Origin of the sequence: Sulfitobacter pacificus, from assembly GCF_030159975.1 — a bacterium.
Taxonomy (GTDB): Bacteria; Pseudomonadota; Alphaproteobacteria; order Rhodobacterales; family Rhodobacteraceae; genus Sulfitobacter; species Sulfitobacter pacificus.
The window spans coordinates 211801-235128 of record NZ_BSNL01000001.1 but is presented as its reverse complement, the minus strand read 5'-3'; the positions used below and the strand labels follow the sequence as shown (position 1 = coordinate 235128).

The 23328-nt window shown below is 50.3% G+C and carries 27 protein-coding genes; 12 read left to right on the top strand and 15 right to left on the bottom strand.

Going from position 1 to position 23328, the window contains the following annotated elements:
* The first annotated feature begins 178 nt into the window (after positions 1–178).
* The gene (locus QQL78_RS01320) at positions 179–901 is read left to right on the top strand and encodes a hypothetical protein (RefSeq protein WP_284369796.1); all 723 of its coding nucleotides are present in this window, start codon (positions 179–181) and stop codon (positions 899–901) included.
* On the opposite strand, the gene QQL78_RS01315 is transcribed toward QQL78_RS01320, so the two are convergent.
* Positions 874–1575 (bottom strand): phage exclusion protein Lit family protein, encoded by a 702-nt coding sequence (locus tag QQL78_RS01315; RefSeq protein ID WP_284369795.1) that lies wholly within the window; start codon positions 1573–1575, stop codon positions 874–876. The two genes, QQL78_RS01320 and QQL78_RS01315, sit on opposite strands and share 28 nt — an antisense overlap.
* 246 nt (positions 1576–1821) lie before the next feature.
* Between QQL78_RS01315 and QQL78_RS01310 the strand changes: the two genes are divergently transcribed.
* The 4 genes from QQL78_RS01310 (at position 1822) to QQL78_RS01295 (ending at position 8040) form a co-directional block, all read left to right on the top strand.
* Entirely contained in the window at positions 1822–3579 is a 1758-nt protein-coding gene (locus QQL78_RS01310) for an ATP-binding protein (protein ID WP_284369794.1), read from the top strand.
* An 11-nt stretch (positions 3580–3590) separates the two neighbouring features.
* A complete protein-coding gene (locus QQL78_RS01305) occupies positions 3591–4805 on the top strand; it encodes an SIR2 family protein (protein ID WP_284369793.1) in 1215 nt (404 codons plus the stop codon).
* The gene (locus QQL78_RS01300; RefSeq protein WP_284369792.1) at positions 4802–6673 is read left to right on the top strand and encodes an ATP-binding protein; all 1872 of its coding nucleotides are present in this window, start codon (positions 4802–4804) and stop codon (positions 6671–6673) included. Before QQL78_RS01305 ends, QQL78_RS01300 begins: the two co-directional genes overlap by 4 nt.
* Before the next feature lie 860 nt (positions 6674–7533).
* Positions 7534–8040 (top strand): antirestriction protein ArdA, encoded by a 507-nt coding sequence (locus QQL78_RS01295; protein ID WP_284369791.1) that lies wholly within the window; start codon positions 7534–7536, stop codon positions 8038–8040.
* 53 nt (positions 8041–8093) lie between these two features.
* Here the strand turns inward: QQL78_RS01295 and QQL78_RS01290 are convergent, their stop codons facing one another.
* Positions 8094–8525, bottom strand: a complete 432-nt coding sequence (locus tag QQL78_RS01290) for a hypothetical protein (RefSeq protein ID WP_284369790.1) — start codon at positions 8523–8525, stop codon at positions 8094–8096.
* On the opposite strand from QQL78_RS01290, the gene QQL78_RS01285 reads away from it, so the two are divergent.
* Positions 8524–9090, top strand: coding sequence for a recombinase family protein (locus QQL78_RS01285; RefSeq protein WP_284369789.1), 567 nt, complete (start codon positions 8524–8526; stop codon positions 9088–9090). The two genes, QQL78_RS01290 and QQL78_RS01285, sit on opposite strands and share 2 nt — an antisense overlap.
* Before the next feature lie 172 nt (positions 9091–9262).
* Positions 9263–9799 carry a hypothetical protein gene (locus QQL78_RS01280; protein WP_284369788.1) on the top strand — a complete coding sequence of 179 codons (537 nt, stop codon included), beginning with the start codon at positions 9263–9265 and terminating at the stop codon, positions 9797–9799.
* Here QQL78_RS01280 and QQL78_RS01275 read toward each other — a convergent pair.
* Entirely contained in the window at positions 9796–9984 is a 189-nt protein-coding gene (locus QQL78_RS01275; RefSeq protein WP_284369787.1) for a hypothetical protein, read from the bottom strand. The two genes, QQL78_RS01280 and QQL78_RS01275, sit on opposite strands and share 4 nt — an antisense overlap.
* Before the next feature lie 232 nt (positions 9985–10216).
* On the opposite strand from QQL78_RS01275, the gene QQL78_RS01270 reads away from it, so the two are divergent.
* Positions 10217–11134: a hypothetical protein gene (locus QQL78_RS01270; protein WP_284369786.1), complete on the top strand. Its 918-nt coding sequence runs from the start codon at positions 10217–10219 to the stop codon at positions 11132–11134.
* A 225-nt stretch (positions 11135–11359) separates the two neighbouring features.
* On the opposite strand, the gene QQL78_RS01265 is transcribed toward QQL78_RS01270, so the two are convergent.
* The 8 genes from QQL78_RS01265 to QQL78_RS01230 all read right to left on the bottom strand — a co-directional run bounded on the left by QQL78_RS01265 (position 11360) and on the right by QQL78_RS01230 (position 17508).
* Entirely contained in the window at positions 11360–11992 is a 633-nt protein-coding gene (locus QQL78_RS01265) for a hypothetical protein (RefSeq protein ID WP_284369785.1), read from the bottom strand.
* Between the two features lie 43 nt (positions 11993–12035).
* Positions 12036–12614 (bottom strand): hypothetical protein, encoded by a 579-nt coding sequence (locus QQL78_RS01260; protein ID WP_284369782.1) that lies wholly within the window; start codon positions 12612–12614, stop codon positions 12036–12038.
* Positions 12611–14332, bottom strand: coding sequence for a type IV secretory system conjugative DNA transfer family protein (locus tag QQL78_RS01255; protein ID WP_284369780.1), 1722 nt, complete (start codon positions 14330–14332; stop codon positions 12611–12613). The genes QQL78_RS01260 and QQL78_RS01255 overlap by 4 nt, the downstream gene beginning before the upstream one ends.
* Positions 14333–14356: 24 nt before the next feature.
* On the bottom strand, positions 14357–15670 hold the full coding sequence (locus QQL78_RS01250; RefSeq protein ID WP_284369778.1) for a relaxase/mobilization nuclease domain-containing protein: 1314 nt from the start codon (positions 15668–15670) through the stop codon (positions 14357–14359).
* Positions 15625–15981: a hypothetical protein gene (locus QQL78_RS01245; protein WP_284369776.1), complete on the bottom strand. Its 357-nt coding sequence runs from the start codon at positions 15979–15981 to the stop codon at positions 15625–15627. Before QQL78_RS01245 ends, QQL78_RS01250 begins: the two co-directional genes overlap by 46 nt.
* 394 nt (positions 15982–16375) lie before the next feature.
* A complete protein-coding gene (locus QQL78_RS01240; protein ID WP_284369774.1) occupies positions 16376–16528 on the bottom strand; it encodes a DUF3309 domain-containing protein in 153 nt (50 codons plus the stop codon).
* A gap of 14 nt (positions 16529–16542) precedes the next feature.
* Positions 16543–16716 (bottom strand): hypothetical protein, encoded by a 174-nt coding sequence (locus QQL78_RS01235; protein ID WP_284369773.1) that lies wholly within the window; start codon positions 16714–16716, stop codon positions 16543–16545.
* Between the two features lie 285 nt (positions 16717–17001).
* Positions 17002–17508 carry a DUF992 domain-containing protein gene (locus QQL78_RS01230; RefSeq protein ID WP_284369771.1) on the bottom strand — a complete coding sequence of 169 codons (507 nt, stop codon included), beginning with the start codon at positions 17506–17508 and terminating at the stop codon, positions 17002–17004.
* A gap of 222 nt (positions 17509–17730) precedes the next feature.
* On the opposite strand from QQL78_RS01230, the gene QQL78_RS01225 reads away from it, so the two are divergent.
* Genes QQL78_RS01225 through QQL78_RS01210 form a run of 4 tightly spaced genes read left to right on the top strand, consistent with a single transcriptional unit; the run spans position 17731 to position 20151 of the window.
* Positions 17731–18552, top strand: a complete 822-nt coding sequence (locus tag QQL78_RS01225) for an AraC family transcriptional regulator (RefSeq protein WP_284369770.1) — start codon at positions 17731–17733, stop codon at positions 18550–18552.
* Positions 18553–18592: 40 nt separating this feature from the next.
* Positions 18593–19204, top strand: coding sequence for a LysE family translocator (locus tag QQL78_RS01220; RefSeq protein ID WP_284369769.1), 612 nt, complete (start codon positions 18593–18595; stop codon positions 19202–19204).
* 18 nt (positions 19205–19222) lie between these two features.
* Complete coding sequence (locus QQL78_RS01215) at positions 19223–19534, top strand: chorismate mutase (RefSeq protein WP_284369768.1); 312 nt, start codon at positions 19223–19225, stop codon at positions 19532–19534.
* Positions 19531–20151, top strand: a complete 621-nt coding sequence (locus tag QQL78_RS01210; protein WP_284369767.1) for a LysE family translocator — start codon at positions 19531–19533, stop codon at positions 20149–20151. Before QQL78_RS01215 ends, QQL78_RS01210 begins: the two co-directional genes overlap by 4 nt.
* 47 nt (positions 20152–20198) lie before the next feature.
* On the opposite strand, the gene QQL78_RS01205 is transcribed toward QQL78_RS01210, so the two are convergent.
* From QQL78_RS01205 to QQL78_RS01190, 4 genes are all read right to left on the bottom strand, one after another.
* Positions 20199–21347, bottom strand: coding sequence for a lytic murein transglycosylase (locus QQL78_RS01205; protein WP_284369765.1), 1149 nt, complete (start codon positions 21345–21347; stop codon positions 20199–20201).
* Between the two features lie 101 nt (positions 21348–21448).
* Positions 21449–22504 (bottom strand): YeeE/YedE family protein, encoded by a 1056-nt coding sequence (locus QQL78_RS01200; RefSeq protein ID WP_284369763.1) that lies wholly within the window; start codon positions 22502–22504, stop codon positions 21449–21451.
* Between the two features lie 42 nt (positions 22505–22546).
* Positions 22547–22882, bottom strand: a complete 336-nt coding sequence (locus QQL78_RS01195) for an ArsR/SmtB family transcription factor (RefSeq protein ID WP_284369761.1) — start codon at positions 22880–22882, stop codon at positions 22547–22549.
* 67 nt (positions 22883–22949) lie between these two features.
* Positions 22950–23318, bottom strand: coding sequence for a thioredoxin domain-containing protein (locus tag QQL78_RS01190; RefSeq protein ID WP_284369759.1), 369 nt, complete (start codon positions 23316–23318; stop codon positions 22950–22952).
* Positions 23319–23328 lie beyond the last annotated feature (10 nt).

The following is a 23328-nucleotide window of genomic DNA, read 5'->3' as shown; positions in this document are numbered from 1 at the left end:
TTTGGGGTCTCCTTTTTTGCCTCTCACCAGGAGAGAACATAAATGGAACAATATAGGACATTATTCCCAAAACCCAAAGCAGATTTTTCTAGCTTCGAGACTTGGATATCGTAAAATACTCACACCGTGGCCGTAGGTTGCGGGTAAATTCGGGTAGTTTTGAGGCGGACAATTAGTTGTGGATATAAATTGGAAGGCCGCAACCAAGGCAGATCGCGCCGCGCTTTATCACGTCGCCCGCACTATCGCTGATACCAGCAGTCTTAGCGTGGAAGCCATCATGGAGCACGCCTTCGGGCACACGTTGGTAGCCGGAACGGACTATCTATCCAACTTCAGAAGCGGTGCCATTGGGCGTAACAAAGCCAAACTCATTCATGATTGGATCGCAGAACATCATGTTGAGACGGCGCATACTGTTGATCCCAGAATATTTCCAAAACTACATACAGACGCATGGGGTCGCTATATTGAGGAGCACGGCATTCGCGGACAGCTACAGATCAAGCGCTTTACCAAGGATGAATTGAACCTCATCAAAAAGGTCAAAGATCGTGATCTACCCGATGCGACACTTAAATTGGGTGAGAAATTTTGCTTCTTCTTACGAACCGACGCCAATGTCCACGCAATCAGGTTTGAGCGCTATAAGGGTGAATGGCACGTGATGCCGTTGGGGATCAATGGATCGCCAACCTTCCAGTTACGACACAACGAACCGCACTTCCCAATTGATGCTAGCGGTGCAATTGAACGGCTAACTGAAGAAAGCGATTTGAACATGCATCGCTTTGCCTTCGTTGTCTCACAAGATACAAATGACTTACCCTGCTCACCCGATATCAAGGATATCGGCCAAGCTGCAAACCTGCATTATATCGACGTGTTATTCTCAGCCTGAAATTTATAAACCAACGGCAAAATCTGCTCATTGGCGTCTTTCAGTACCGCCCATTCCTTTGCGCCAACCGTTTGCAACTGATCCCAATTGCCAAGCTTGGCGTGCGCGGTATCGGCAAAGAAGATTTTGGGGTCACCGAGATCATCGATGAAACTTGTGGCCTCGGCAGACTTCGCCATCTCAACCGCGTCAAAATAGGCAGGCAATATCACCTCTTTTGCAAACGCCTGAATACGCCCAGCGTCAGGCAGATCATCAGCGTTCAACGCCGCACCAATCGACCACATATCATTCACATGCCCAAGCAGCTGAAATATCCGCGTCGCGGCCTTGGGGTGGGTCTCACTTGGGTTTGGGTTGCCTGCGTCAGCCCTCTCAATAAACACCATCACAGAAGCGATGCTGGCAATCGTGAGGCGCAATTCGGCCCAATCGACCGCCTCCATAACACCTAGCATTTCTTCCAAGGCCTCATGATCGGCCTGCAACTCCAAACACCGCTCCACCTTGTCCCAAAGATCCCGCGGCAGATCAGTCTCTTGAACTTGAGATTTGCCCGACTTCGAAATTAGATTGAACGTCGGAACGCCTTCAAGGATCGCGAAATGCCCAAGTTCGACGTGCGCACGTTCGTGCAGAGCGACCCATTTTGTTGAGTATTTGGTATTTATCATATAATTCAATTACTTACATTTTCTTAAACCGTGCAACTTTACTGTTGGCATTAGGTTGATTTCTACCAGTAGCTTGGGCTTGGCGCTTTGAATGCAGGTCGCCAGTGGACCTAGCTGTCTCCACCCTATTTGAACGCCTGAAATCACGAAGTGCACTTTAAGTTCGGGTATTTGAGGTTGACCATGGCATGTGTATCTTTTTGCGAAAATTGTTGAACAAACTACAATCACTGGTAGAGTCTCTATATGCAACAAAAAGCCCATTTTCTAGTCAATCCACGCCTTACTCGCATTTTAGGAGAGACTTATCGCTCAAGCGAGGCCGCACTTAAGGAATTGGTGGACAATGCTTGGGACGCCGACGCTCTAAATGTTTGGATTGATATCCCATCACCTCTGATGCCTGCCCCAATTGTAGTAAGAGACGATGGTGTTGGAATGGGTGAAGCACAAATTAGGCAGAACTACTTAGATATTGCTAGTGACAAACGGCAAAGGTCAGGAAAAATTACTGCAAAGTACAAAAGGAAAGTTAAAGGACGCAAAGGTATAGGGAAATTCGCCGGATTAACCTTGGCTTCTTCTATGAAGATGATCTCGATCAACGGAAAAAATAGATGCTCATTGACGATTGATAAACAGGTTCTCCTCGAGGCGAACGATGATTTGGAAAAAATCCCATTGGACTTCATCATTGAAAATTTCCTGAGTGAAGAAACAGGTTCGATTGTCGAGTTAAGTTCTCTGGATCAAAGTTTGAACTTCCCGACACCAGATAAACTAAAAGAGCTTCTATTTCGAGAGTACGGACAAGAGCGGCTTTTTCAAATTCATGTTAACGGTGATGTCTTAGGTATTGCCGACTTACCAGGGCACAATGTTAAAAAACAACATGCTTTGGACGCGGTTGGCCAAGTAGACTTACATTACACAATTTCACATTCGAAATCCAAACCCAAGACAGCTGGAATTAGCTTAAGAGTCGATGGCAAGATTGTTGGGAATCCTTCGTTTTTTGGATTGGAAGATGACGAAGAAATTCCACTCAAACTTCTAAAGAATTTGACAGGCGAAATCTCTGTCCCTGAAACCAGCGGCATGGTTACGGCCGATTGGGGAGGGGTGAATGAAAGTAGCAAGGCATTCGAAAAGTTAGGCGAATTTGTTCGAGAAGAAGTGAAATCTAAACTTCAAACTACTCACAACAAGCAATTAAACCTCCAAAAAGCTCGACTCCAAAAACAGATAAATAGGCGACTCGAAAACCTGCCCGAACACCGAAGAGGGTTTGCCGAAAAAGCTGTGCACAAGATTCTTACAAAATACTACGAAGAAAGCGACGCGCGTGCTCAGGTGATCGCGGACGTCGCCTTGGACGCCATGGAGCTAGATGGCTATTGGGAGGTATTGGACAAGATTAATGAGGCCAGTAAGGGTGAGGTGTTACATTTTGCCGAAGCGTTAGGTGATTTCGGGTTGTTAGAAATCTCCAATATCCATTCACAGGCTAAACGCAGAATTGAATTTTTGGACTATTTGAGTGAATTGGTACTCAAACCCAATACTCGCGAAGACACAATGCATAGAGCGCTAGACACTAATCTGTGGCTGTTTGGAACACGATATTCCTTGATGGCCTCCAACGAGTCATTGAAAACCATAGTTCGTAGATTTTGCGACAAGCGATATTCTGGAAACCGAGCGAGTAATCGACCAGACCTATTGCTCACACAAGGATTTGATGGACGATACCTATTGGTCGAGTTTAAACGACCAAATAAGACGATAGGGCGTGAAGAAGTAGCCCAAGCTGAGGGGTATCGCGATGAATTGGCAAACCAGCTTGATTCATCATCAGCGTTCGAAATTATGGTCATTGGAAAAGGGAAAGCAGCGAATTTATCACCTGACAACTTGGCTAGCAATATTTCGATCCACTCATACGGTAGCATTATTTCAGCTGCTCGAAATGAAATAGAATGGCTTGTTAAAGCATTAAAATAGAAGAGACCCATATGACTGACGACGCGATTGATATTGCAGAACAATTTGAAAAAGCCCTTAATATTCCGAAGCAAACTTGGCTCCTGAGTGCAGGAGCAAGTTTCCAGTCGAATGTTCCATTGATGTATCCCCTCACAAGGCGTGTTTTGAACGTTGCGAGATCAGAACGCTTTATTGGTAACGCAGCTATCCTTCAGGCCATTGATGATATCGTAGCTGATATTGACGAAGGTGCGCATATCGAAGTTTTTCTTACACATTTGGCCGACCTAATTTCAATGTGCAGTCGAGCGCGTGATAACACCACTCAGTTAGGAGGGCAGAAAGTATCAATAGCCACACTAGGTGAGCTTCATTTAGGGATTCTTGAGATCATCTCTAAAACCGTTAGGTGGGGATATAGCGAAGAACAAAAAGACGGGGAAGATGTCATACGTGAAGAAATTATTGGCGACGTGGCAAATCCGAAAGTGACTATAGATGCGCATCTAAAGTTCACGGATGCGGTATTTTCTAGAAGTCAGGCCGGCATGGACGCACTTAGAGGCCCCGTCGAATTTTTCACAACTAACTATGATACACTAATTGAAGATGCACTGTCCTTACGTGGGATCAGCGTGAATGACGGCTTTACAGGTGGTGGTGTTGCTTATTGGGACGGGTACAACCACCCAAGTGGTGAAGGTGCGAAGGCGATAATCATCAAACTTCATGGGTCAATTGACTGGATTTCTCCAAAAGAAGATGCGTCAAAATTGCTGCGTGTAAGGCACAGCGATTTATATCCGACGCCTCAAAACCAAGTCGTGATTTATCCGCAATCTACTAAATACGTGAACACGCAACTGGACCCCTTCGCCCAGCTTTTCTCTCGTTTTAGATCAGTTCTTTCAGATAGCTCTGAGCGAGTATTGCTAGTCTGCGGTTACTCATTCGGTGACGAACATATCAATCAGGATATTGAGGTCGCTATGTCCAATCCAGATAGTCAACTTACATTGATTGCCTTCTCATATGAAGGCGATGCTCTTCCAGAAACACTGCGACATTGGATGGGGTTACCTTGGGGTAATAGAATTTACGTGGCTTCAAACAAGGGCTTGTATAATGGATCGCGTGGACCGCATTGGGGTACACCCAATGATCGTTCTTGGTGGACTTTCGAAGGTGTCACAAACCTGCTCGCCAACGGGTTGCCCAAAGATATTCAAGGAGCGTTTGCATGAACGACTTCGCAGTTGAAAAAGGCTTGGGGATTGGAACCGTATTTGAGGTTTCGGGGAACTCGATCAAGATTGCTCTTGATCGGCGAATTACGGAACTTACGAGAGGATACCAAGGCCGCAGTTACTCAGTGGGTCAACTAGGAAGCGTCATCAAGTTGCATCTAGGACGGAAACTGATTTTTGCTACTGTCAGTTTGTTAAGACTTCAGTCGGATGAAGAGTCTGTAGCAATTGCCGCGTCAACAGGTAATCCACTTTCCACGATGGACAAGAGAGTCATTGAAGCCGATCTTTTGGGGGAAGCATGGTGGGACTCACAAGACAATCAGTTAGACTTCAAACGAGGCATAAGCACCTATCCTCTACCCCTACAATCTGTGTACTTGATGACAAAATCAGAAGTAGAGTTGCTGTATGCCAGTGTCGAAAGTTCGCGCGATGATGATATCGATTGCCATGTCACAATCGGCCATTATGTCGGAGCTACCCGTGTTTCCTGCCGCGCAAACATTGACAAACTTTTCAGCCAGCATAGTGCAATTTTGGGATCAACTGGCGCGGGAAAATCAGGTACGGTCGCATCAATCCTTCATTCGGTACTAGCTCACGAGGCAGTAGTAGGATCACCTACTAATCCTCGCATTGTGCTCATCGATCCCCATGGAGAATATGGGGCGGCATTCGGTGACGATGCCTCGATCTATCGGGCCTACGACGCCCCAAACGATGCGGGTTTTGAACAGTCAAATCTAAAACTTCCTTTCTGGCTAATGTCTAGCGATGAATTTCGTTCATTGATTGTTGGAAAGACAGAAAACGAAGCAACCTCCCAATCGAATATTGTCTACAAAGCGCTTGCACATGCACGGATGGTTGAGGCAGGATTGATTTTGTCCGCAGCTGAGGTCGATTTGGCTACTCTCGACGCTGCAACGCACCCTCAGGAACCCATTGTGCGGCCATCAGAGAACGATGATGAAGTGGCAGATAGGCAAGACGCAATAGGGAAGTTTGACCGAGACAAACCAAGGCCATTTCGATTGAGTGAGTTTGTAGCGCATATTGAGCTGTTGCAAACAAAGCGACGTACAAATGCAGGCTGGGTGGACGAAACAGCCACAGCTTTACAAAAGTTCTCCTCCATTTTGGACAAGATACGTGTTTTACAATCGGATGCGCGAATTTCATTTCTAATGAAAGACTATCTAAACGATGACCCTCGCCTTCAACTTTCAGATGTACTCTCCCAATTCGTTACAAACGGAGGGGGAGAGCAAACAAAAATCAAGATTGTAGACATTTCAGGGCTTCCAAATGAAGTCGCAGGCCCCTTGGCTGGCGCTATAGCGCGACTTCTGTTTCAGTATAAGTTGAATCAAAACAGAGCGGCTAGGGAACGTGATCCGATCCTGCTGGTTTGTGAAGAAGCACATCGATACGTTCCAAACAGAGGTGAGGCCCAGTACGCGGTGGCCCAAGAAGCGGTCCGCAGAATCGCTAGAGAGGGCCGCAAATATGGTCTAGGTTTGATGCTGGTCTCTCAAAGACCGTCTGATGTAGAAGGGACTGTTATATCACAGTGCAATTCGTGGGTGGTTCTAAGGTTATCAAATAGTCAAGATCAACAGCACGTTTCTCGTTTCTTACCTGACAGCTTGTCCAATATGACATCTACCCTTTCGTCATTGCCGAGGCAGGAAGCGCTATTTGTCGGTGAAGCAGCAGCGCTGCCTGCAAGGATTAAAATACTGTCACTCCCAAAAGGAAAACTTCCAGACTCGAACGATATTTCTTTTGCGAAAGGTTGGTCAGAAGGAGTACCTGACGCCAAATTCTTGAATGATACGGCTGATCGAATGCAGTCATAGTTACTTGATAAAGTGGGAGAGATTTTTGTCAGGCGTGGCAAGGAATTGCTATGTTTTTCTTTACCAAACTGGCCGTTTCTAATCTGACGGCACAGACGGGCAAGAACCGAATTTGAACTGATAACGTAGCAATCCATACTACCACCTACCGATCTAAGTATGATCGCGAGATGTGGGCCATGCTGACCCGATAACGCTGCGCCCCTGTGGGACAGCTTCCGATCTAAGAGTGATCGCAAGCTGTGTGTGGTAGTACCACACGCTTGCCAAGGGGGCTGCTGCGCTCCCCCGTTGTATCCCCCAAAGCCAATGGCCATTCATCTGCATTCAACAGATTTTGGCCATGCAAACATATCGATGTTTGATCCCTCGTCGGGGAGCATGCAAACATATCGATGTTTGATCCCTCGTCGGGGAGATTGCATCTCTCCCCAACACCCCATTGCCTCAAGGGCGTTCCTGCCCCTGAGAACCCAGACCATCTATGGAGGCCAACCGTTCGCCGATTGGATGCCGTCAGCGCATTGGTGCTGAACCCAAACAAAGGGCGCGTCGTCGCCCCTTGTAACCCCCTCGCAGGGTTTGGAGACATGACCTCTCCACCTGCAACCAATCCATGCACAATCACATGGCTGATTGATCACCACCAACAGTTCAGCCCGTTGGATCACTGCTTGGGGCGACTGCCCCGAGCGCAGATCAAAGGGTGGGTCCTCGCCATGCTCGCTTCACATGCGTTGCAGCTTGCGCGTGGCTCTGGTCCCGCGAGACCGCGCCCTTGATCCTTACACCCCCGTTCCTCGGCAGAGGCCAGACGGTTGCATGCACAACCCGTCAGATCAAAGAAGAGGAACAAACAGATGACACAACTACACGCACAACCATACGACATTTCAGCCAACGGATTTTACTTTGAAAGCTCGGAGGAATTTAGCAACAAGGCCGGTAAGAACCGAAACGACTACGGCGATCTAGTCGAAGAATATGAGATACAGTTCATTGATGGCGATGCCATCGACTGCGCCGTAGCGGACGCTGTGGCGATCAATCAGGCCAATATCGGTCAGTATTTCGATATCGCCGATGCATGGAGCCATGACGACAAACTGCGCTACATTATTGCCGTTGGCGAATGTGGCTATACGTTCGATTTAAACAAGGACGATCCCAACGAGCTAGACGTTGATATCTATCACTTGAACAGCCTGCGCGAACTGGCGGAAGAATTTGTCGCGGACGGCATTATGGGCGATATCCCCGACGCTCTTCTGACGTATTTCGATCACGATGCCTTGGCGCGTGATTTGGCGGTGGATTACTCAGAAACCGAGATTGCGGGGCAAACTTGCATTTATAGATGTTCATAGAAAAGAAAAAGATGACGACACAGTTCTATGTCCGCGCGTACTGAGTGCACGTCCTATCCAGCAGCCCAAACCAAAGCGCAGAGAAGTCCACAGATAGCGGAGACGACGCCAAGAAACACACCAAACGCGTTACTCATACCTTCATGAACTCGGTCTTCTTTACGTTCATCCCAGTTTTTGTATTCGCGCACACCGTGAGAGTTTCTACGCTCGAAATCCATGCGTTCCCGATCATCCGAGATTTTGAACGCTAGGTAACCGCTGCCGATGCAGGCGACCAATAGAATGAAAACTAACATTTTCTTAGGGCCTCTTTCTGTTTGGCAGGCCTGAAAGGGGTCCCTTGTTGATAGGGCTACCACATCCACGCAGGCGGAGTCCGTTTTCCTTGTTTTCCACAGGTTTTTGAGCGGAGTTTGACTGATCAAACCCAAGTGCAGCGCCGTTGTGAAAGGGACCCCTTTTGACAAGGAGAAAAACGCCATGATTACCGCTTGCTCCACGCTCTCAGCCTGCCAAACTGCCTCCATGAAAGGGGTGAAATCGAAAAAATTTGAGTCTGATCAAGAAGATAGCCAAATAGGGTGCAATGGAAAAATTCTGGGCAGAAAGATTGGCTATGTGCGTGTTTCAGACGCGGATCAATCCGAAGCACTACAGATTGACGCGCTAAAACAGGCCGGATGCATAAAACTCTACCACGATCACGGTATCTCAGGAGCGAAGACCAAACGCCCCGCTCTTGATAGGATGATGGAAGCGTTAGTGACTGGTGATACGTTGACAGTATGGAAACTGGACCGTTTGGGCCGTTCCACCATTCATTTACTGTCAATCTTGGAAAAGCTGCAATCGAGAGGTATCCACTTCCACGCACTAACACAGGGGATCGATACATCAACGGCGGTGGGGCGGATGATATTCGGGCAATTAGCTGTGTTTGCGGAATATGAGCGCAGTCTGATTAGCGAACGAACTAAGGCAGGCATGAAGGCAGCCAAGGCTAGAGGAGCGCGCATTGGGAGGCCTTGCAAGCGACAAAGTAGATGATAAAATCTGTTGCCCAAAATTGCTTCGATGGCCAAACCCGATCCGCCTCAAAGTCAGATTATTTCAATGGTGACGTCAAATTTGTCATAAAGTTTTGACGCGGAAGCTTCGTTGTAGTATCGTTCTTGTTCAGGAAGCAATCAAAGACAGCGGTCAAGAGAGGAGCGCTTGGATGCATACAAACAAAAAAGTTGACAGCTTAAGCGCGCAGTTAATCCGTGAGATCAACTTTCACAAGCGTAGTTGCCGTGAAGCTACTAAGCGCCTGGAAACAGACTATGTATATGGGGCTCTTAGACTTCATTATAGTGAATACGTCTATGAAAAGTCGAAGAACCGTTTGGTGGCACTTGAGTTTAATTCTTGGATTGAAGACCTTGAAAAAAACAACCACTCGAATTTGACACGGATTGCCAAAGGGGCCGTCGATTCAGCGGCAAAGAACGTAATGTTAATTCGGCGCGATCTGGATGAACCGAACAAAGAGTTCGAGAAACTTCCCGCTACGACTGGAGAAACGACCAACATAATTAATCTACCAGATACTGGTCAGAACGGCTTTCCGTCGTGGAGAGTTGCTCTTGCCATATCAGTGATCGTCTTCGGAACCGGCTTCGGTGCAGCAACCGCACTTGGATTTGTAGACTACGATACTTTATCCTTTGTGTTGAATGGACTAAAAGAGTATTTACCGCAGAAAGCCAACTAGCGAAGCTTCAAGGCAATATTTCTTCGAACCTCAGGCAGAATAACCTCTTGAAGCACACTCTCTGCTTTTTCGCTGAGCGCTTGGTCAAGTTGCTCCGAAAGACTAAGCTGTTTGCCCTGTCGCACTGGAAATGCAGATTTGTATCCATTGATGTGGACAATATTGTCAGTGCTTTCATCGGCCATTCTTTTCTCCTTGCAAGGTTGATAATGCAGGAGTTTTGGTTCATTGTCAAATCTTGACGACATCTGTCGTTTTTTTGTGACATAGAGGCAAGACTCTGATTTGATTATAAGAAATAGGCTGGAGCTGTTAGCAAGCCATATTGGCGTTAGCATACACGACTTTCAAAGACGATGTGCTCGCGAAGCGAGGCAACAGCCAGAACGCTTTGGAAAACACTCGCGTGTTTATAACTTGTTCAAAGATGTACGTACTAGTGGATCGGGCGCATTGGGAAGCAAGAGACGTGCCGCCCCAGAACACGTTGCACTGGTCAGTTTCGTAACAAGCCAGATACTCGAGGAAAATGGGGCGTCTAGCGAAGCACCAATTCGCCTGGACGATGAGTTGTTTGATTTCTTGCATGCATTGGAACTACAACCTGTTGATGTTATGAGTCTACTAACACCAGAAACAAGAAGCGCCGTCGAGTTCTTCATAGACTATAGCATTCAAAAACATGATCTATTCCCAAGTTCGGAAGTTACTCCGAACTCTCAGCTTCATGATAAGGTGTTAAAATACCCACCATACTTTAGTCTATTGCGCTATCGGTCTACTTCGTTGGATCATCATCCCTTGGTTGAAGAAAAAATTGAGATTGAAGGCTCGCCACCACATTCGCTTCGCTACACGGACCATCGAGGTGCTATCTACGAGGGCATCCCGTTCGTTTGCGACACGCACCTGTCTGCTTCTCTTTACCAAAAAGAAAGCGATGGTAAGATTGAAGCCTGCCATCTAGCAGTCTTTTTGCCAAAGTTATTTGACGACGATTACTTGGTGTCCCTCCAGCGAGTGAATTCAAACCGTGGCAAGGTTCACACCTACAAGTGCGTTGGCATCGGGCATCAAAAGGACTTCGAAGTTGGTAAGAAAATAGGCCCAACCGATGGTCGTCAAATTTTGTACTACTTTAATTTGGACAACTCAAACCCGCCTTCAAACGCCTCGAGACGTAGCTTTGAAATGTCTGTTGATGTTGCTCGCGCCAATCAAGAGTTAGGGCATAAGTTATTCCGGGTATTCATAGATGACCCTGAGAGGTTTTCGAGCCATGTGGACGCTGAAGCTCTAATAGTCGCTCTTGAGCGTCACGCTGGTGATGCGTAATGCGTTTCTTAATGGCAATATCCGCGCCCAAGATTTGTAAGATCATTGAGGGCTAAGTGTGGGGTGGCACACCGCTTACGTTTTTCCAGAGCTTCGCAATTTCATGATCATCACACGGGCAAATGTCAGATCCATGTTGCCTTTCGGTCGGCTAGTATCCGCGTTCTTTAACAACTGGACCATGTCCGCAGTCTTATCATTTGTATCAGCGCGTTCCCTTTTGGGTCACCGTTTTCCTTTTACAGAAGTGGCACGAGCATAGCCCCGAGGCGAAATGAACAAGGGAATGTCAGCTTTTTTGAGATATTGGGCGCGCTCAAAACGTCGGAGGCTTGCCATCATCTCCGCGCTTAGGTCATTTTTTGCCCGTGTCTGGTGCCGAGCCATGTCGGCATCGATAACCCATTTGTCCATGTCACCACCCTGTTCAACGAGATAATCAAAAAGGTCCCAGTATTTACGCTGCATGACAACAGCTTCTTCGGCCCCCAAGGCACCTTTTAAGTTTCGCCCCAACCATTCGTTGGCATCGCCGCTATCTGCCTTTGCGTCTAGTCGTTCGACAAAATCGACGTAACCAATGGGTGGACCACCCGGCGGACATGGGAAGCCATGATAGTAACGAATGCACCAATGTTCCCATAGGCAAGTCCAAAGCCAATCACCCAAAGATGTTTCCTCAGTGCGGATATCATCTATATCTTGAACCCAGCTAACCATTTCCAAACCAAGTTCGACACACCAGTCATAGTATTCCCAGCAGCCTTTAGGCGCTACGGCGACTTCATCAACGCCAAGTGAATTTTTCACCATGCGTCCGATAAGTTCATTGCCATCTCTTGCTGTGAGTACCTGCATAACCACACATGATTATAGCACAAATACTGACCTATTTTCAATCTTAACGATCAATATCTTTGTCTTGCTCGGGATTCTTATCTCTAAATGAAATGAATTTTTCCGAGTGCAGCTTTCCGAACTTTTCCTCAAGTTCATCCACGGCCTCCTGCTGCCGATCTGTTTCTATTTGATTCTCCCAACCGTTTTCGAAATGGACGCTCCCCTTTCCATCCTCAATCAACGTCATTCGTGTCATGCGACTTTCGCCAGCTTCGACTCCCGATGGGTATTCGGATTTTACGAGAAATTTTGTTCCATCTTCAAACTCACCTTCGATTAAGGAGCCATCGTTTGTCAGGTCGATATCTGGTTCTTCCTTGTAGCCCTCGGGAGTAAATTCGATGATCATCTTTTCAGATATTGGAGGAGTAGATGCCCTACTACCCCTGTTCCCCATGGTCCCCATTGGAGATAGGTTTAAAGCTGGCTTCTCATTTTTGTTTGGTGGGTCAAAACGAAAGCCAGTATTGTCTTTATCTGTCTTGCTCGGTGCAATCTCTTCATCTTCCCTCTCCAGTGACTTGTCTGGATTTGCACGAAAATTAAACGGCCCTTTGGGAGATTTGGGATGATCGCTCACGGACTAACCTCCGACGTACCCTCAGGCTGCTTGGCGGCATTGTTCAGATTTACACCAATTGCCTTGAGGTCATTATCTTTGAACCATGGCGTTTTCCTCGCCATCAACGGGGGCATATTGCCAATCAGGACAAGCTGTTGATCATCTTGCAAGCGCATCAACTCATCAGGATAGATCAACTTTCTTTGGGTCGCAGCGCGAGTGTCTGAACTGGTCTGTGTGTCAGACGATGATCCCCCGCCTTGACCAGATGATGTCCCAAATGCGCGTGAGAGCGCTGAACTGAAATTCCAAACAGTTGTTTCACCGCAGATGGAAGAAAAATACTCAGACGTCATTTTGTCCGTTGAGCCAAAATAGTTGATGACCCCCGCATTCGCGATGAATGACTGCCACCCTTTGTCGTAGATACGTTCCAGTTGGTTGAGGTCTTGAACAATGCCCCAAAGCTGCATGCCAAAGCCCGCCATCAAGCCATAGGCTTGCTCAATCATGGTTAACCGCCCAAGGGATGCAAATTCGTCCAAAATGAACAGGACAGGACGCTTTGGCTTTTGCTCGATATTGCGCGCATTCACGGTGACAGCTTGTTGCACAAGCAGTCGCAACCACCGACTAAAAGCATTCAAACGGTCCGCTGGTAACACCAGATAGATCGTCATTGGTTTGGATTTCAGATCATCAAATTTGAAGTCCGACATCCGAAGGCTGTCTTGCAAGCGGATACTGTCCAAGAAGTGTGTTTGAGCTTGCGCTGAGGCCATCACATTGGCTATCAACTTGGGTTCCTTTTGCAAGCATCGTGCTCCCGTGCTCGCCACAACATGATGATGCGAGTTGAGCATATGGCGGAAGAATTCTTGCTGTTGTTCCCCATCCAACAAAAGTAGGTCACGAACGCGGCCCAAGTGCCGTTGCCCATCTTCCTGATCATCAGTCGCCACATATAGGATGACACCTTGCAGCAAAGCTTTGGCTTCTTCAGTCCAAAAGCTATCGGCGTGGTTGTCTCCAACAACCAAAGCATCAGCAAGAAGCATTGCATTTTCCGTCACATCCAGATCGGCTTTATCTAACCAATCCAACGGATTAAACCGTGATACTTCAAATCCAGATGAATTCGTGATGCCCCATGGATCAACAATGTGAACGTCTTGGCCCATATCCATTCTGCGTTGCGCCGTGATCAGGGCGTTCTCTCCTTTGGGATCAATCACCAACATGGACCCTTCATAGGTCAACAGGTTGGGGATGATCTGCGTTGTGCCCTTCCCAGAGCGCGTCGGTGCCACAGTCAACAAATGGCGATCCCCGCGATAAGAAATCGGTTGATCCATGGTTTCGCCTTTGACTTTACCCAACCGAATGCCGCCCAGCCCAGCAACATTGTGAGCGACTAAATCGCGATCATTCGCCCATCGACTTGATCCAAAAGTTGTTGGCGTTTCAGATAACTTTGAAACACTGGTTTTAAACCAATAGCCGAATGCGATGAAAAACCCGCAAATCCCCGCAAACATTGCAAGGCTCCATCCCAGAGCATTATTATTGAAGACAAGAAGAAACAGCGTCAGTGCGGCAACAATGATAAGCAGCAATTGCCGCAGTTGCTTGTTATGGCTGGCCATCAACCATCCTATGAAAAATCCAAGTCCAGATGGAATGACGACCAACAGCAATCTGAGCCAGCCATGTTGGTAAAAGAGAAATTCCAGCATGAATGCTGTCTCCGATATTGTTTGTTACAATGATAAATCGTGCCCAAACCGACGAGACATTGTCTTGCTCGGCTGAGGTGAAACGTTCTTGCGTCTAAGGGAGGATGAGATGTTTCGCGCCAAGAGAACGCGATCTTGTTTTTGCTTAGAACGTAGCTTTTGAACACGTACCTGTAATTCTTGACGCTCTTTCATCTGCGCCTTGATCATGAAATCGCGTTGTTCTTGGTCACGCTTGGCACATTGCCGTGCTTCAAACTCATTGGCGGATCGAATGGTTTTGACTTTCCCTGACAGGCGATCAAACAAACCACGCAGGCCCTTGTTGAGGCGATCACAGCGCATATTGTTCTCTGATGACCAACGCTGCTCTTGCCCCTTTTTCAGACGCTCACGCTCAGAGCCATGCGCACGTTTCATTGTCCGCTGTTCCAATCGAAGTGGTTCAGCGTCTTCACAATGGCGGGTTTTGATTTGAGCGATATAGTCACGCATTTGCTGTGAGATTTTGGAGCGAATTCTTAAACGTGTGTCATCCACCGATGGAAGGTCGTTAGGTGAACCAAGCTTAGCCGAAACATCTTTGGCTTTAAGGCCTGTCCACTTAGCCAACGAATAGACTTGGCCCTCAACATCCAATGCCACGAACCCTCGACGATCACCCTTTGCTAAGAAATAGCCGCGTTCTTCGAGCGCATTGCACAAACCAATGACACCGTCCGAGCGCTGCCATGCCTGTTGGAAAGCTTGTTTGATTTCCCTTGGATCAACGCCTTGACGTTTAGCCTGTTGCCATTCTTCCAATGTGAAATTTAGAGGGCTTTTGTTGCCGTAGGTGGCAAGGCCGTCAGGCAACACCCAACCATAATCCAAAAACAGATCACGCGACAAATCACGCAGCTTGTTTTTGAAGTGCGAAAGATTGATCGCCTTCATCTCATCAGCATCTATGCGCGACCATACAACATGCGCATGACGGCGGCCTTCTTTTTCGTGAATGACTATGGCGCGTGGTTGACCATCCAATCCCAGTGCTTGCTCCGCACGATCAGCGGCCTGAAGAAATTCTTCCTCAGTAGCAGTATGATCTTTGGGAGGATTCAAACTCAGAGAAAACATAAATTGCTTACAACGCGTGGCCTTTGAAATTGCGTGAGCTTCAGACAAAGCCCCAGATAAAGTATCTGACACAAATCCGCGCAATTCAACCATTGATAGATGATCATTATCGCGATCATTCATAAGGTGAGTTGCCAATGCATTTGCACCGCCGCGTTCTGAACCTTTGAGGATCATGACTTTACGCCCAAGGCCTGTATCAATGTCGCGCGCATCCATGCAACTTCAGCAACAGCGCGTTTCAAATCGTCTTCCAAATCAGGATCAACAATCAGCGTCCCTTGATTGAGATGCTTGGCAATCTGGTTGAGATTGCTGGCTTGCCGCGTTTGACCAAGTCGGGCGAGCACCTCGGCAAGCAACTGTTGCTCTGCAACAGGTGGTTTACGCTGTCTTCGATATTTGGGGGCTTCGTCAGCGAAAACCACGGACTTAATATAGGACGCCAGCGGCATCGACCCAGCTTGGGCTTCAAGTTGGGTCCGCTCTTCTGGCGTCAATCGTAATGAAAATGGTGCGAGGCGGGTCATGGGCGCGGCCCTCGCAAATTTCGTGCTTTCTTATCGAGTTTGCCCGAAACCTCCGTTCTTGAAGCCTCTCTGGCTAGCAAACGCAGCTTGTACTCAAGCTCTGGATCAGATCGGAGATAACGTTCCCATTCCTCCAAATTTTCTAGCAAATCGTTTTTATCAAAGTGTTCTAGGTAATTTTCGCTGAGTGCACCATGATCCCCCAATTCAGCAAAATGTCAGAATTGCACCCCAGCAGGCCGCTGCATGACCGTATGTGGGCGAGTACTTAATATGCCCGGATCGCTAGACATTCCTGCGCGCAAAACCTTTACAATTACGGGTCAAATGAAAAAGGACCCGTCGACAATGCGCGGGTCCCTTCCTATTGCGGCAACTCGTTAAGAACTTCTGCTTATATCCGGCCGGTCAGCGCGAGGATAAGGATGATGACAAGCACCAGACCCAAACCACCCGAGGGTGCATAGCCCCAAGATTTGCTGTGATTCCAGCTGGGCAAGGCCCCGACAAGAAGCAGAATTAAAACGATGATCAGAATCGTACTCATAAGTTTGGTCCTTTCTAATCACCCTTGGGCAGTTCAATGGAGACATCGATATCTTTGCCCCCACCGGACAGATCGCCGCCCAAGAAAAAGTAACCGCCGACAGCGACAATCACGAGCAACGCGCCGACAAGGAACCAGCTTCCGCCGCCACCGCCTGTCGTCACTACTGTTGTATCTTTTTCGGCCATTTTTCGCTCCTTGGTGTTTGTTAGTTGAAGTGACAACGTGGCAGTCAGAAATTGGTTCCGATAAAACTTCCGTGACGTGAGAAATGGCGTCGATGTCTTTGCAGGTGCAGCGCCCTTAGTTACAGCTACCGCTGTTGCACCCCTGAAATTGACGCGATGCTATGCGATCCGACAGCCATAACCTGTCCGAAATCGGGGTGCGCTTCAGCAACCTGCAAAACCCAACTCTAAGACACAAAAAAGGCCAGCGCTAAGGCTGGCCTCCTTCGTCGAATGTCACAGCTTTTACTGTTCCATACGCTGCAGGTTGATCTCGCCCACACCAAGGGCAAAGTTGATCCCGTTCTGGGTGTTCACACTAAGGGGTTGAAGGGCCAGCGTGTTTTCGGAGCCGCCCGTCATCACATTTGCGCCCAGACCGACAACAAGGGTCGCCTCGGCGGAAACGCCTTTATAAGAGCCGTTCAAGCCACCTTCGCTGTATTCAGATTCTGTAGGCGCGAATACGAGCCAGGACATCTGCCCGTTTGTCGTTTCGCCAATATCAAGGCCCCAGCGGTTGATTTCACCCACGTAGATCTCATCCTCCAAACCCTCTTCGACAGGGTTGAAGGTACAGACGATGTCGCGGGTGGAGCCGACGATAAAGCCACTGCCGTCGCCAACATCACAGCTCAGCGATCCCAATTCAATGTGATCAACCGTTTCGTTATCCGCAGCCATTGCTGATCCGCCAAATACAGTGCCCGCGATCACGGCAGCACCTGTGGTAAGCTTCATAAAACGTTTCATCTTTTCATTCCTTTACGCTTTGCGCGCGTTCAGGCGGACACGGCCGCCGTCCTTCGCATTGCGGGGACAACGCGCAACTGCCAAGTCCGTTCCGATGAAATGTAAATTGATTGAGAAACGCAGCTGGCCGTTGCTTTCTCAGCGCCATCTCTGTTCCCGCATCCCTGCCAGTTTGTGCAACGCCGTCCTTGCGTCCCGCGCGGTTGTTGATAGCGTCACACCATGCATCACGCGATCCCACATCAAACCTGTTTGCCCGGCATCGACGCCGTTTCAATCTCCTCAGATCGGAGCTTTCCACGACACAGCCATGATGAATTTGGCATCGGCATTATGGAGCACGGCGGGCAATTTAGCTGGAGTGGTCGCGGCACCGTCGAAGCGGCTGCAGGTGATGTCATGACGGTCAATCCAAATGAACTGCACGACGGGCTGGGCCGGAAAGGTCAGGCAAGACGCTGGCGAATGTTGTTTTTCAAACCGGATGCGATCAGCACGCTTCTTGAGCGGCCCGCAGGGGCAATCGCGATTGAGAATCCGGTCATCCAATCGGCCTATGTCAGTCAAACGGTACGGGCGGCTGTGAATGCCGTGACGGACCCGCTTTGCGATCAGGCAGAGGCGGAGGAACGCCTGTTGGTAGCGGTCAGGGCAACCCTGCGCGCTGTACCGCCTGACGTGCCTACAGTGCATCTGCGACCATCCATAGCTGTGCAACGGGTGATCGCCAAGATCGAAGCTGAATTCGACCTTCCCCTTTCCCTGCATGATTTTTCTACGGCGACGGGGCTTAGCCGTTTTCAGGTGCTGCGCCGGTTTTCCAAGGAGGTTGGCATCACGCCGCATGGCTTCCTAACGCAGTTGCGGGTCAAACGTGCAAAAAATGCAATCCTGTCAGGGCACAGCCTTGCCGAGGCCGCCATCGCGGTGGGTTTCGCTGATCAAAGCCATATGACGCGCGCCTTCGCCCGCCAGTTTGGCACCACACCGGGGCGCTATCTTGCGGCCTGCGGATGGCGAGACTGCAATATCCTTCAATCCTGATGTCGCCCTGCACGATAGGCTGCCAGAAAAAGGGAGCCTCATGTCGCTGAAATTTCTCATTACCGCATTCATCGTTGTCATCGTGCCCGGCACGGGTGTGATCTATACGCTTGCCGTCGGGCTGGCCCGTGGGGGCACTGCAAGTATTGCCGCCGCCGCCGGCTGCACCTTCGGGGGTGTGCCGCATGTGCTGACGGCCATCCTGGGGCTGGCCGCCCTGCTTCATACCAGCGCGGTGGCCTTTCAGATCGTCAAATACGCAGGGGCGGCCTATCTGCTCTACATGGCGTGGATGATACTGAAACAGAAAGGCGCGATGGAGGTGACGCCGGAAAAGACGGAAAAATCCTTGTTTCGCATCGCCTTGACCGGCGCGCTGATCAACATCCTGAACCCGAAACTTTCAATCTTCTTTCTGGCTTTCCTGCCGCAGTTCATCCCCGCCGATAGCAATAATCCGATCCCCCATATGTTGTTTCTCAGCAGCATTTTCCTTGCCATGACATTTGGCGTCTTTGTCTGCTATGGCCTTTTCGCCGCTGGCATCCGACACCGGCTGTTGGGCGCACCTGCGGCAATGAAGTGGATGCGCCGCGCCTTTGCCACCGTCTTCATCGGGCTGGGTGTCAAACTTGCCAGTGAAACCATCTGAAACCAAGGACGAGACGTGATGCAAACCAAAGCCCCTCAAGACTGCAACACCATGGCAGAGCTGCGCGTTCAAATTGATGCCCTTGATGACAAGCTGATTGAAATGCTGGTCACACGCAGCAGCTATATTGACCGCGCGGTGGAACTTAAACGGATAGAGGGACTGCCCGCCCGCATCACCGACAGGGTGCAGGAGGTCCTGCGCAAGGTTACGGATAACGCCAGAACAAGGGGGTTGGACCCCGAACTGGTCGCTGAGATCTGGACCACCCTGATCGAATGGTCGATCGCGAGAGAAGCCAAACACCTTGATGTGGACCAACACCAATGACCTTTGAAATATGGATGTCTTTTGTACTGGCCAGCTGCGCAGTTGTGCTTATTCCCGGACCGAATGTGGTGATCACGGTGACCGCCGCGCTGAAAGACGGCAAGCGCAGCGGGCTGGCCACTATTCCGGGCGTGGTGGCCGGTGCATTTTTCGCCATGTCGCTCTCGCTGGCGGGTGCCGGTGCAATCCTCGCCGCCTCCGCAAGCCTGTTTACGGTTCTTAAGCTTTGCGGCGCTGCTTATCTTTTCTGGATGGCATACCAGCTTTGGACCGCACCGATAGAAAACATGCCTTTGGAAAAATCAGCGAATCCAGAAACCCTCTGGCCCCTGTTTAAACAGAGTTTCCTGATCAGTGCGTTGAATCCAAAGGGGCCGATTTTCTATATCGCCTTTGTGCCCCAGTTTGTCACAACAACCGCCCCGATGTTCGAACAGTTTGCCATTTTGATCCTGACATTCCTTTGCGTCGCCGCGATCAACAGCTTGATGTGGCTCTATGGTGCCAATGGCCTGCGCCAGATCCTGAAAAGCGCCAGCGCCCTGCGCATCCTGAACCGCGTGGGGGCATCATGTTTGGGTCTTGCTGGGCTGTTTACGCTAAAGGCCGCGCGCTGAACCCGGTATAAAGGCCAGGCAATTGCGCCCGGCCTCTTCTTGCCACCTTACCCCAAGGAACGCAGCAGTTCCTGTGACGGATCACCGGTTGGCTGTTGGCCGATACTGCTTTGATAAGCGCTGATAGCCTTGCGGCTGTTGGGACCGATCACCCCGTCAGACCCCTCTGTGTCAAAGCCGCGCGCCGTCAGCCGTTGTTGCAGGCGCACACGGTCGTCTTTGGTTAACCCGTATTTATCCGGTGGGAAGCTGGCGCGGATTGGGCCGCCACCGGCGATACGGTCGGCCAGATGGCCCACCCCAATCGCGTAACTGTCGGAATTATTATAGCGTTTGATGACGTTGAAATTGCTTGTCACGGCAAAACGCGGCCCGCCGGCCTGCGGTTGCAGGGTGCGACCCTGCGGTGCGCCATTGCCAATCTCGCCGCCCCATTTGCGCCCCTTGGTCCAGCCGTTACGCGACAGGTAAGCAGCAGTAGAGGCCAACGAATCCGCCGGATTGTCAGACCAGATGTCGCGCCGCCCATCACCATTAAAGTCAACCGCAAAGGCTTGATAGGAGGTCGGGATAAACTGGGTGTGGCCCATGGCACCGGCCCATGATCCTTTGAGCATGGCAGGTGTTGTATCGCCACTTTGCAGGATTTTCAGCGCGGCAATCAATTGTTTTTCAAAAAACGCGCCGCGCCGCCCGTCAAAGGCCAAAGTTGACGTCGCCGAAATAACCGGCACATCGCCGCGCCGCTCGCCATAAAAGCTCTCCAGCCCCCAAACGGCTGTGACGATTTCAGCGTCAACACCATAACGCGCCTCAACCGCGGCCAGGGTGCTGCGGTGGCGGGCAAAGGCCGCGCGCCCCTTTGCAACCCGTTCGTCAGATGCGGCAATGGCCAGATAATCCTCAAGGGTACGGGAAAACTCAGTCTGGTTGCGATCGCGTTTGACCACACCAGGAAGATAGCCGGTACCCCGGAAAGCCGCGGATAGGGTACCCGCTGAAATGCCTTGGTTGATCGCACGGCTGCGAAAGTTAGCAACCCATGCGTCATAGGCCGCATTGCTGACCGGGCGCAGGTCAGCTGGCAACCCGCCAGAGGGCGCGCCGCTGCGCGGGCCAAGGGTACCGCCGGTTGCACAGGCGCTCAGCCCAAATGCACCAAGGCCCAAAAGGATCGATCTGCGTGAAAGGGTCATCTGCTCTGTTCCGATTTGTTTTTTCGCAGCCTAGCGGATGAAAATCGCTACGGAAAGCAGGGTTTGTCTTGTCAAACAGGGATCGGCGGAATTCCGACAGATCAGAGGTTTGGACTGAAACCCGCGATCAACTGGCGCAACCCGATGGCCGCCCCTGTCATGATCGCGGCCAGTGTCACGGGCGCGCTGAAGGACAGGACGGAAAATGCCGACAGCCCCTGCCCCACACTGCACCCCACGGCCACGACCGCCCCCATCCCCATCAGTGCCGCACCCAACATCTGACGGCGCAATTCACGCGGGTCCTCGCAGGCCTCCCACCGGAAATGCCCTTTGATCAGACTGCCCAGCAACGCACCCAGCAAAACCCCCAAAACAGAGCCAGTGCCAAAGCCGATGGTATTGCCCGAAGAGGTCATCACATAAAGCAGCGTTTCCCCAATCGGCGCAGAGAAAGTGTGGCTGACCACCGGCGTCGCTTCAAAGCCGGTATTGGCAACCCATTGTGTCCCCGCCCAGCCAGACACAATCGCCAAACCCGCAATTGCACCCCAGAAAATATGGGGAAAGGAATGGCGCAGGCTGTGGTGAGACAGGGTAAAACCTAGGATGGCAACACCCAGAGTGATGCCCGCGCTACTTACCGGGACGCCCGTGATGTACGAAAGGCTATGGGCAAATGTCTGGCTGCCTTGGGCAATTTCGGGTCCGCCGAACAGCCAGATGCGCAGATCCGACAAGGGGCCACCCAAAGTGGCATAGGCGGATATGCCCATGATCAGGACAATCAGAAGTGACCGCAGATCCCCGCCGCCAACCCGCGCCAAAGCGCCGTAGCCGCAGTTGCCCGCCAGGGCCATGCCATAGCCAAAGATCAATCCACCGATGATGCTTTCCGCCGGGTTCCAGGCGCGCGACAGATAGAGTGTCTGGCTCAGTTCCAACAAACCAAGGGCGTTCAGGCCAAAGGTTCCGATTACCGCAACACCAATCGCGATCCCCCACATGCGCAACCGCAAGGTGTTTTCACCATAGTACAGATCTTCGATGGCACCCAAGGTGCAAAACCGCCCGATCCGCGCTGCCAGACCCAGCAATATACCGCCAACCAACCCGACAAGGGCGACAAGCACGGGTTCTGACAGGGTGTCACCCACCGGTCAGACCCGCCATGTTACCTGCATGCCGGACACGCCCTGTCATTTCTCGCGGCAGAACAGATCGTAGACAACTTCCATGATCTGTTTGGGCCGATCGTCAGTTAGGCTGTAGTAGATCGTCTTGCCCTCACGACGGGGTGTGACCAGCCCCTCCAGACGCAGCCGCGACAGTTGCTGGGAGACGGCAGCTTGGCGGGCAGACAACAGGGTTTCCAGCTCGGTCACGGATTTTTCACCAGACGCCAGATGGCACAGGATCATCAACCGCCCCTCATGGCTGATCGCCTTCAGGAAATTGGACGCCTCCATGGCATTTTCGGCCATTTTATCCATGTCGTCAGCACACATGTTTACATCAAATACCGGCAAGCCCATCAATTTCTCACTTCTTGTCTTGTCGTCTTTATTCGTATTTTTGCCACTGTGGCCATCAGCCCCAGCGTCAGCCTGTTATATCAATTCTGGCGTCCGCCAGCATCTTCTCCAGAATACCCCAAAAGAAATCTTCGCCCGGGTATCCCTCAAGTCGCGATACCTCTTGACCGTCAACCATCAGAACAAATGTCGGCGTGAACACAAGTTTGCGTTCGAATTTCAGGTCGTCCGGCGCGGCAGTGTGAATATCAAAACGGCGCAGCGGCGCGGCCTTGCCGGCATCGGTCTTGGGGTAGATATGCGAGATCTCGTCATTCCAGCGGGCGCACCAGATACAACCCTGCTCCTCGACCATCACCAATTGCGTCTCTGCCGCCGCAGACAGGGCGGAAGTGACAAACAGCAGGATGCCAAAAAGGAACGACCGAAAAGACATGCGAAATTGA

Bases quoted from the DNA above. Each gene is read 5' to 3' on its own strand.
- QQL78_RS01315 (WP_284369795.1), bottom strand. From the start codon at position 1,575: ATGATAAATACCAAATACTCAACAAAATGGGTCGCTCTGCACGAACGT.
- QQL78_RS01310 (WP_284369794.1), top strand. From the start codon at position 1,822: ATGCAACAAAAAGCCCATTTTCTAGTCAATCCACGCCTTACTCGCATT.
- QQL78_RS01305 (WP_284369793.1), top strand. From the start codon at position 3,591: ATGACTGACGACGCGATTGATATTGCAGAACAATTTGAAAAAGCCCTT.
- QQL78_RS01300 (WP_284369792.1), top strand. From the start codon at position 4,802: ATGAACGACTTCGCAGTTGAAAAAGGCTTGGGGATTGGAACCGTATTT.
- QQL78_RS01295 (WP_284369791.1), top strand. From the start codon at position 7,534: ATGACACAACTACACGCACAACCATACGACATTTCAGCCAACGGATTT.
- QQL78_RS01285 (WP_284369789.1), top strand. From the start codon at position 8,524: ATGATTACCGCTTGCTCCACGCTCTCAGCCTGCCAAACTGCCTCCATG.
- QQL78_RS01290 (WP_284369790.1), bottom strand. From the start codon at position 8,525: ATGGCGTTTTTCTCCTTGTCAAAAGGGGTCCCTTTCACAACGGCGCTG.
- QQL78_RS01280 (WP_284369788.1), top strand. From the start codon at position 9,263: ATGCATACAAACAAAAAAGTTGACAGCTTAAGCGCGCAGTTAATCCGT.
- QQL78_RS01275 (WP_284369787.1), bottom strand. From the start codon at position 9,984: ATGGCCGATGAAAGCACTGACAATATTGTCCACATCAATGGATACAAA.
- QQL78_RS01265 (WP_284369785.1), bottom strand. From the start codon at position 11,992: ATGCAGGTACTCACAGCAAGAGATGGCAATGAACTTATCGGACGCATG.
- QQL78_RS01255 (WP_284369780.1), bottom strand. From the start codon at position 14,332: ATGCTGGAATTTCTCTTTTACCAACATGGCTGGCTCAGATTGCTGTTG.
- QQL78_RS01250 (WP_284369778.1), bottom strand. From the start codon at position 15,670: ATGGATGCGCGCGACATTGATACAGGCCTTGGGCGTAAAGTCATGATC.
- QQL78_RS01245 (WP_284369776.1), bottom strand. From the start codon at position 15,981: ATGACCCGCCTCGCACCATTTTCATTACGATTGACGCCAGAAGAGCGG.
- QQL78_RS01240 (WP_284369774.1), bottom strand. From the start codon at position 16,528: ATGAGTACGATTCTGATCATCGTTTTAATTCTGCTTCTTGTCGGGGCC.
- QQL78_RS01235 (WP_284369773.1), bottom strand. From the start codon at position 16,716: ATGGCCGAAAAAGATACAACAGTAGTGACGACAGGCGGTGGCGGCGGA.
- QQL78_RS01230 (WP_284369771.1), bottom strand. From the start codon at position 17,508: ATGAAACGTTTTATGAAGCTTACCACAGGTGCTGCCGTGATCGCGGGC.
- QQL78_RS01225 (WP_284369770.1), top strand. From the start codon at position 17,731: ATGCATCACGCGATCCCACATCAAACCTGTTTGCCCGGCATCGACGCC.
- QQL78_RS01220 (WP_284369769.1), top strand. From the start codon at position 18,593: ATGTCGCTGAAATTTCTCATTACCGCATTCATCGTTGTCATCGTGCCC.
- QQL78_RS01215 (WP_284369768.1), top strand. From the start codon at position 19,223: ATGCAAACCAAAGCCCCTCAAGACTGCAACACCATGGCAGAGCTGCGC.
- QQL78_RS01210 (WP_284369767.1), top strand. From the start codon at position 19,531: ATGACCTTTGAAATATGGATGTCTTTTGTACTGGCCAGCTGCGCAGTT.
- QQL78_RS01205 (WP_284369765.1), bottom strand. From the start codon at position 21,347: ATGACCCTTTCACGCAGATCGATCCTTTTGGGCCTTGGTGCATTTGGG.
- QQL78_RS01195 (WP_284369761.1), bottom strand. From the start codon at position 22,882: ATGGGCTTGCCGGTATTTGATGTAAACATGTGTGCTGACGACATGGAT.
- QQL78_RS01190 (WP_284369759.1), bottom strand. From the start codon at position 23,318: ATGTCTTTTCGGTCGTTCCTTTTTGGCATCCTGCTGTTTGTCACTTCC.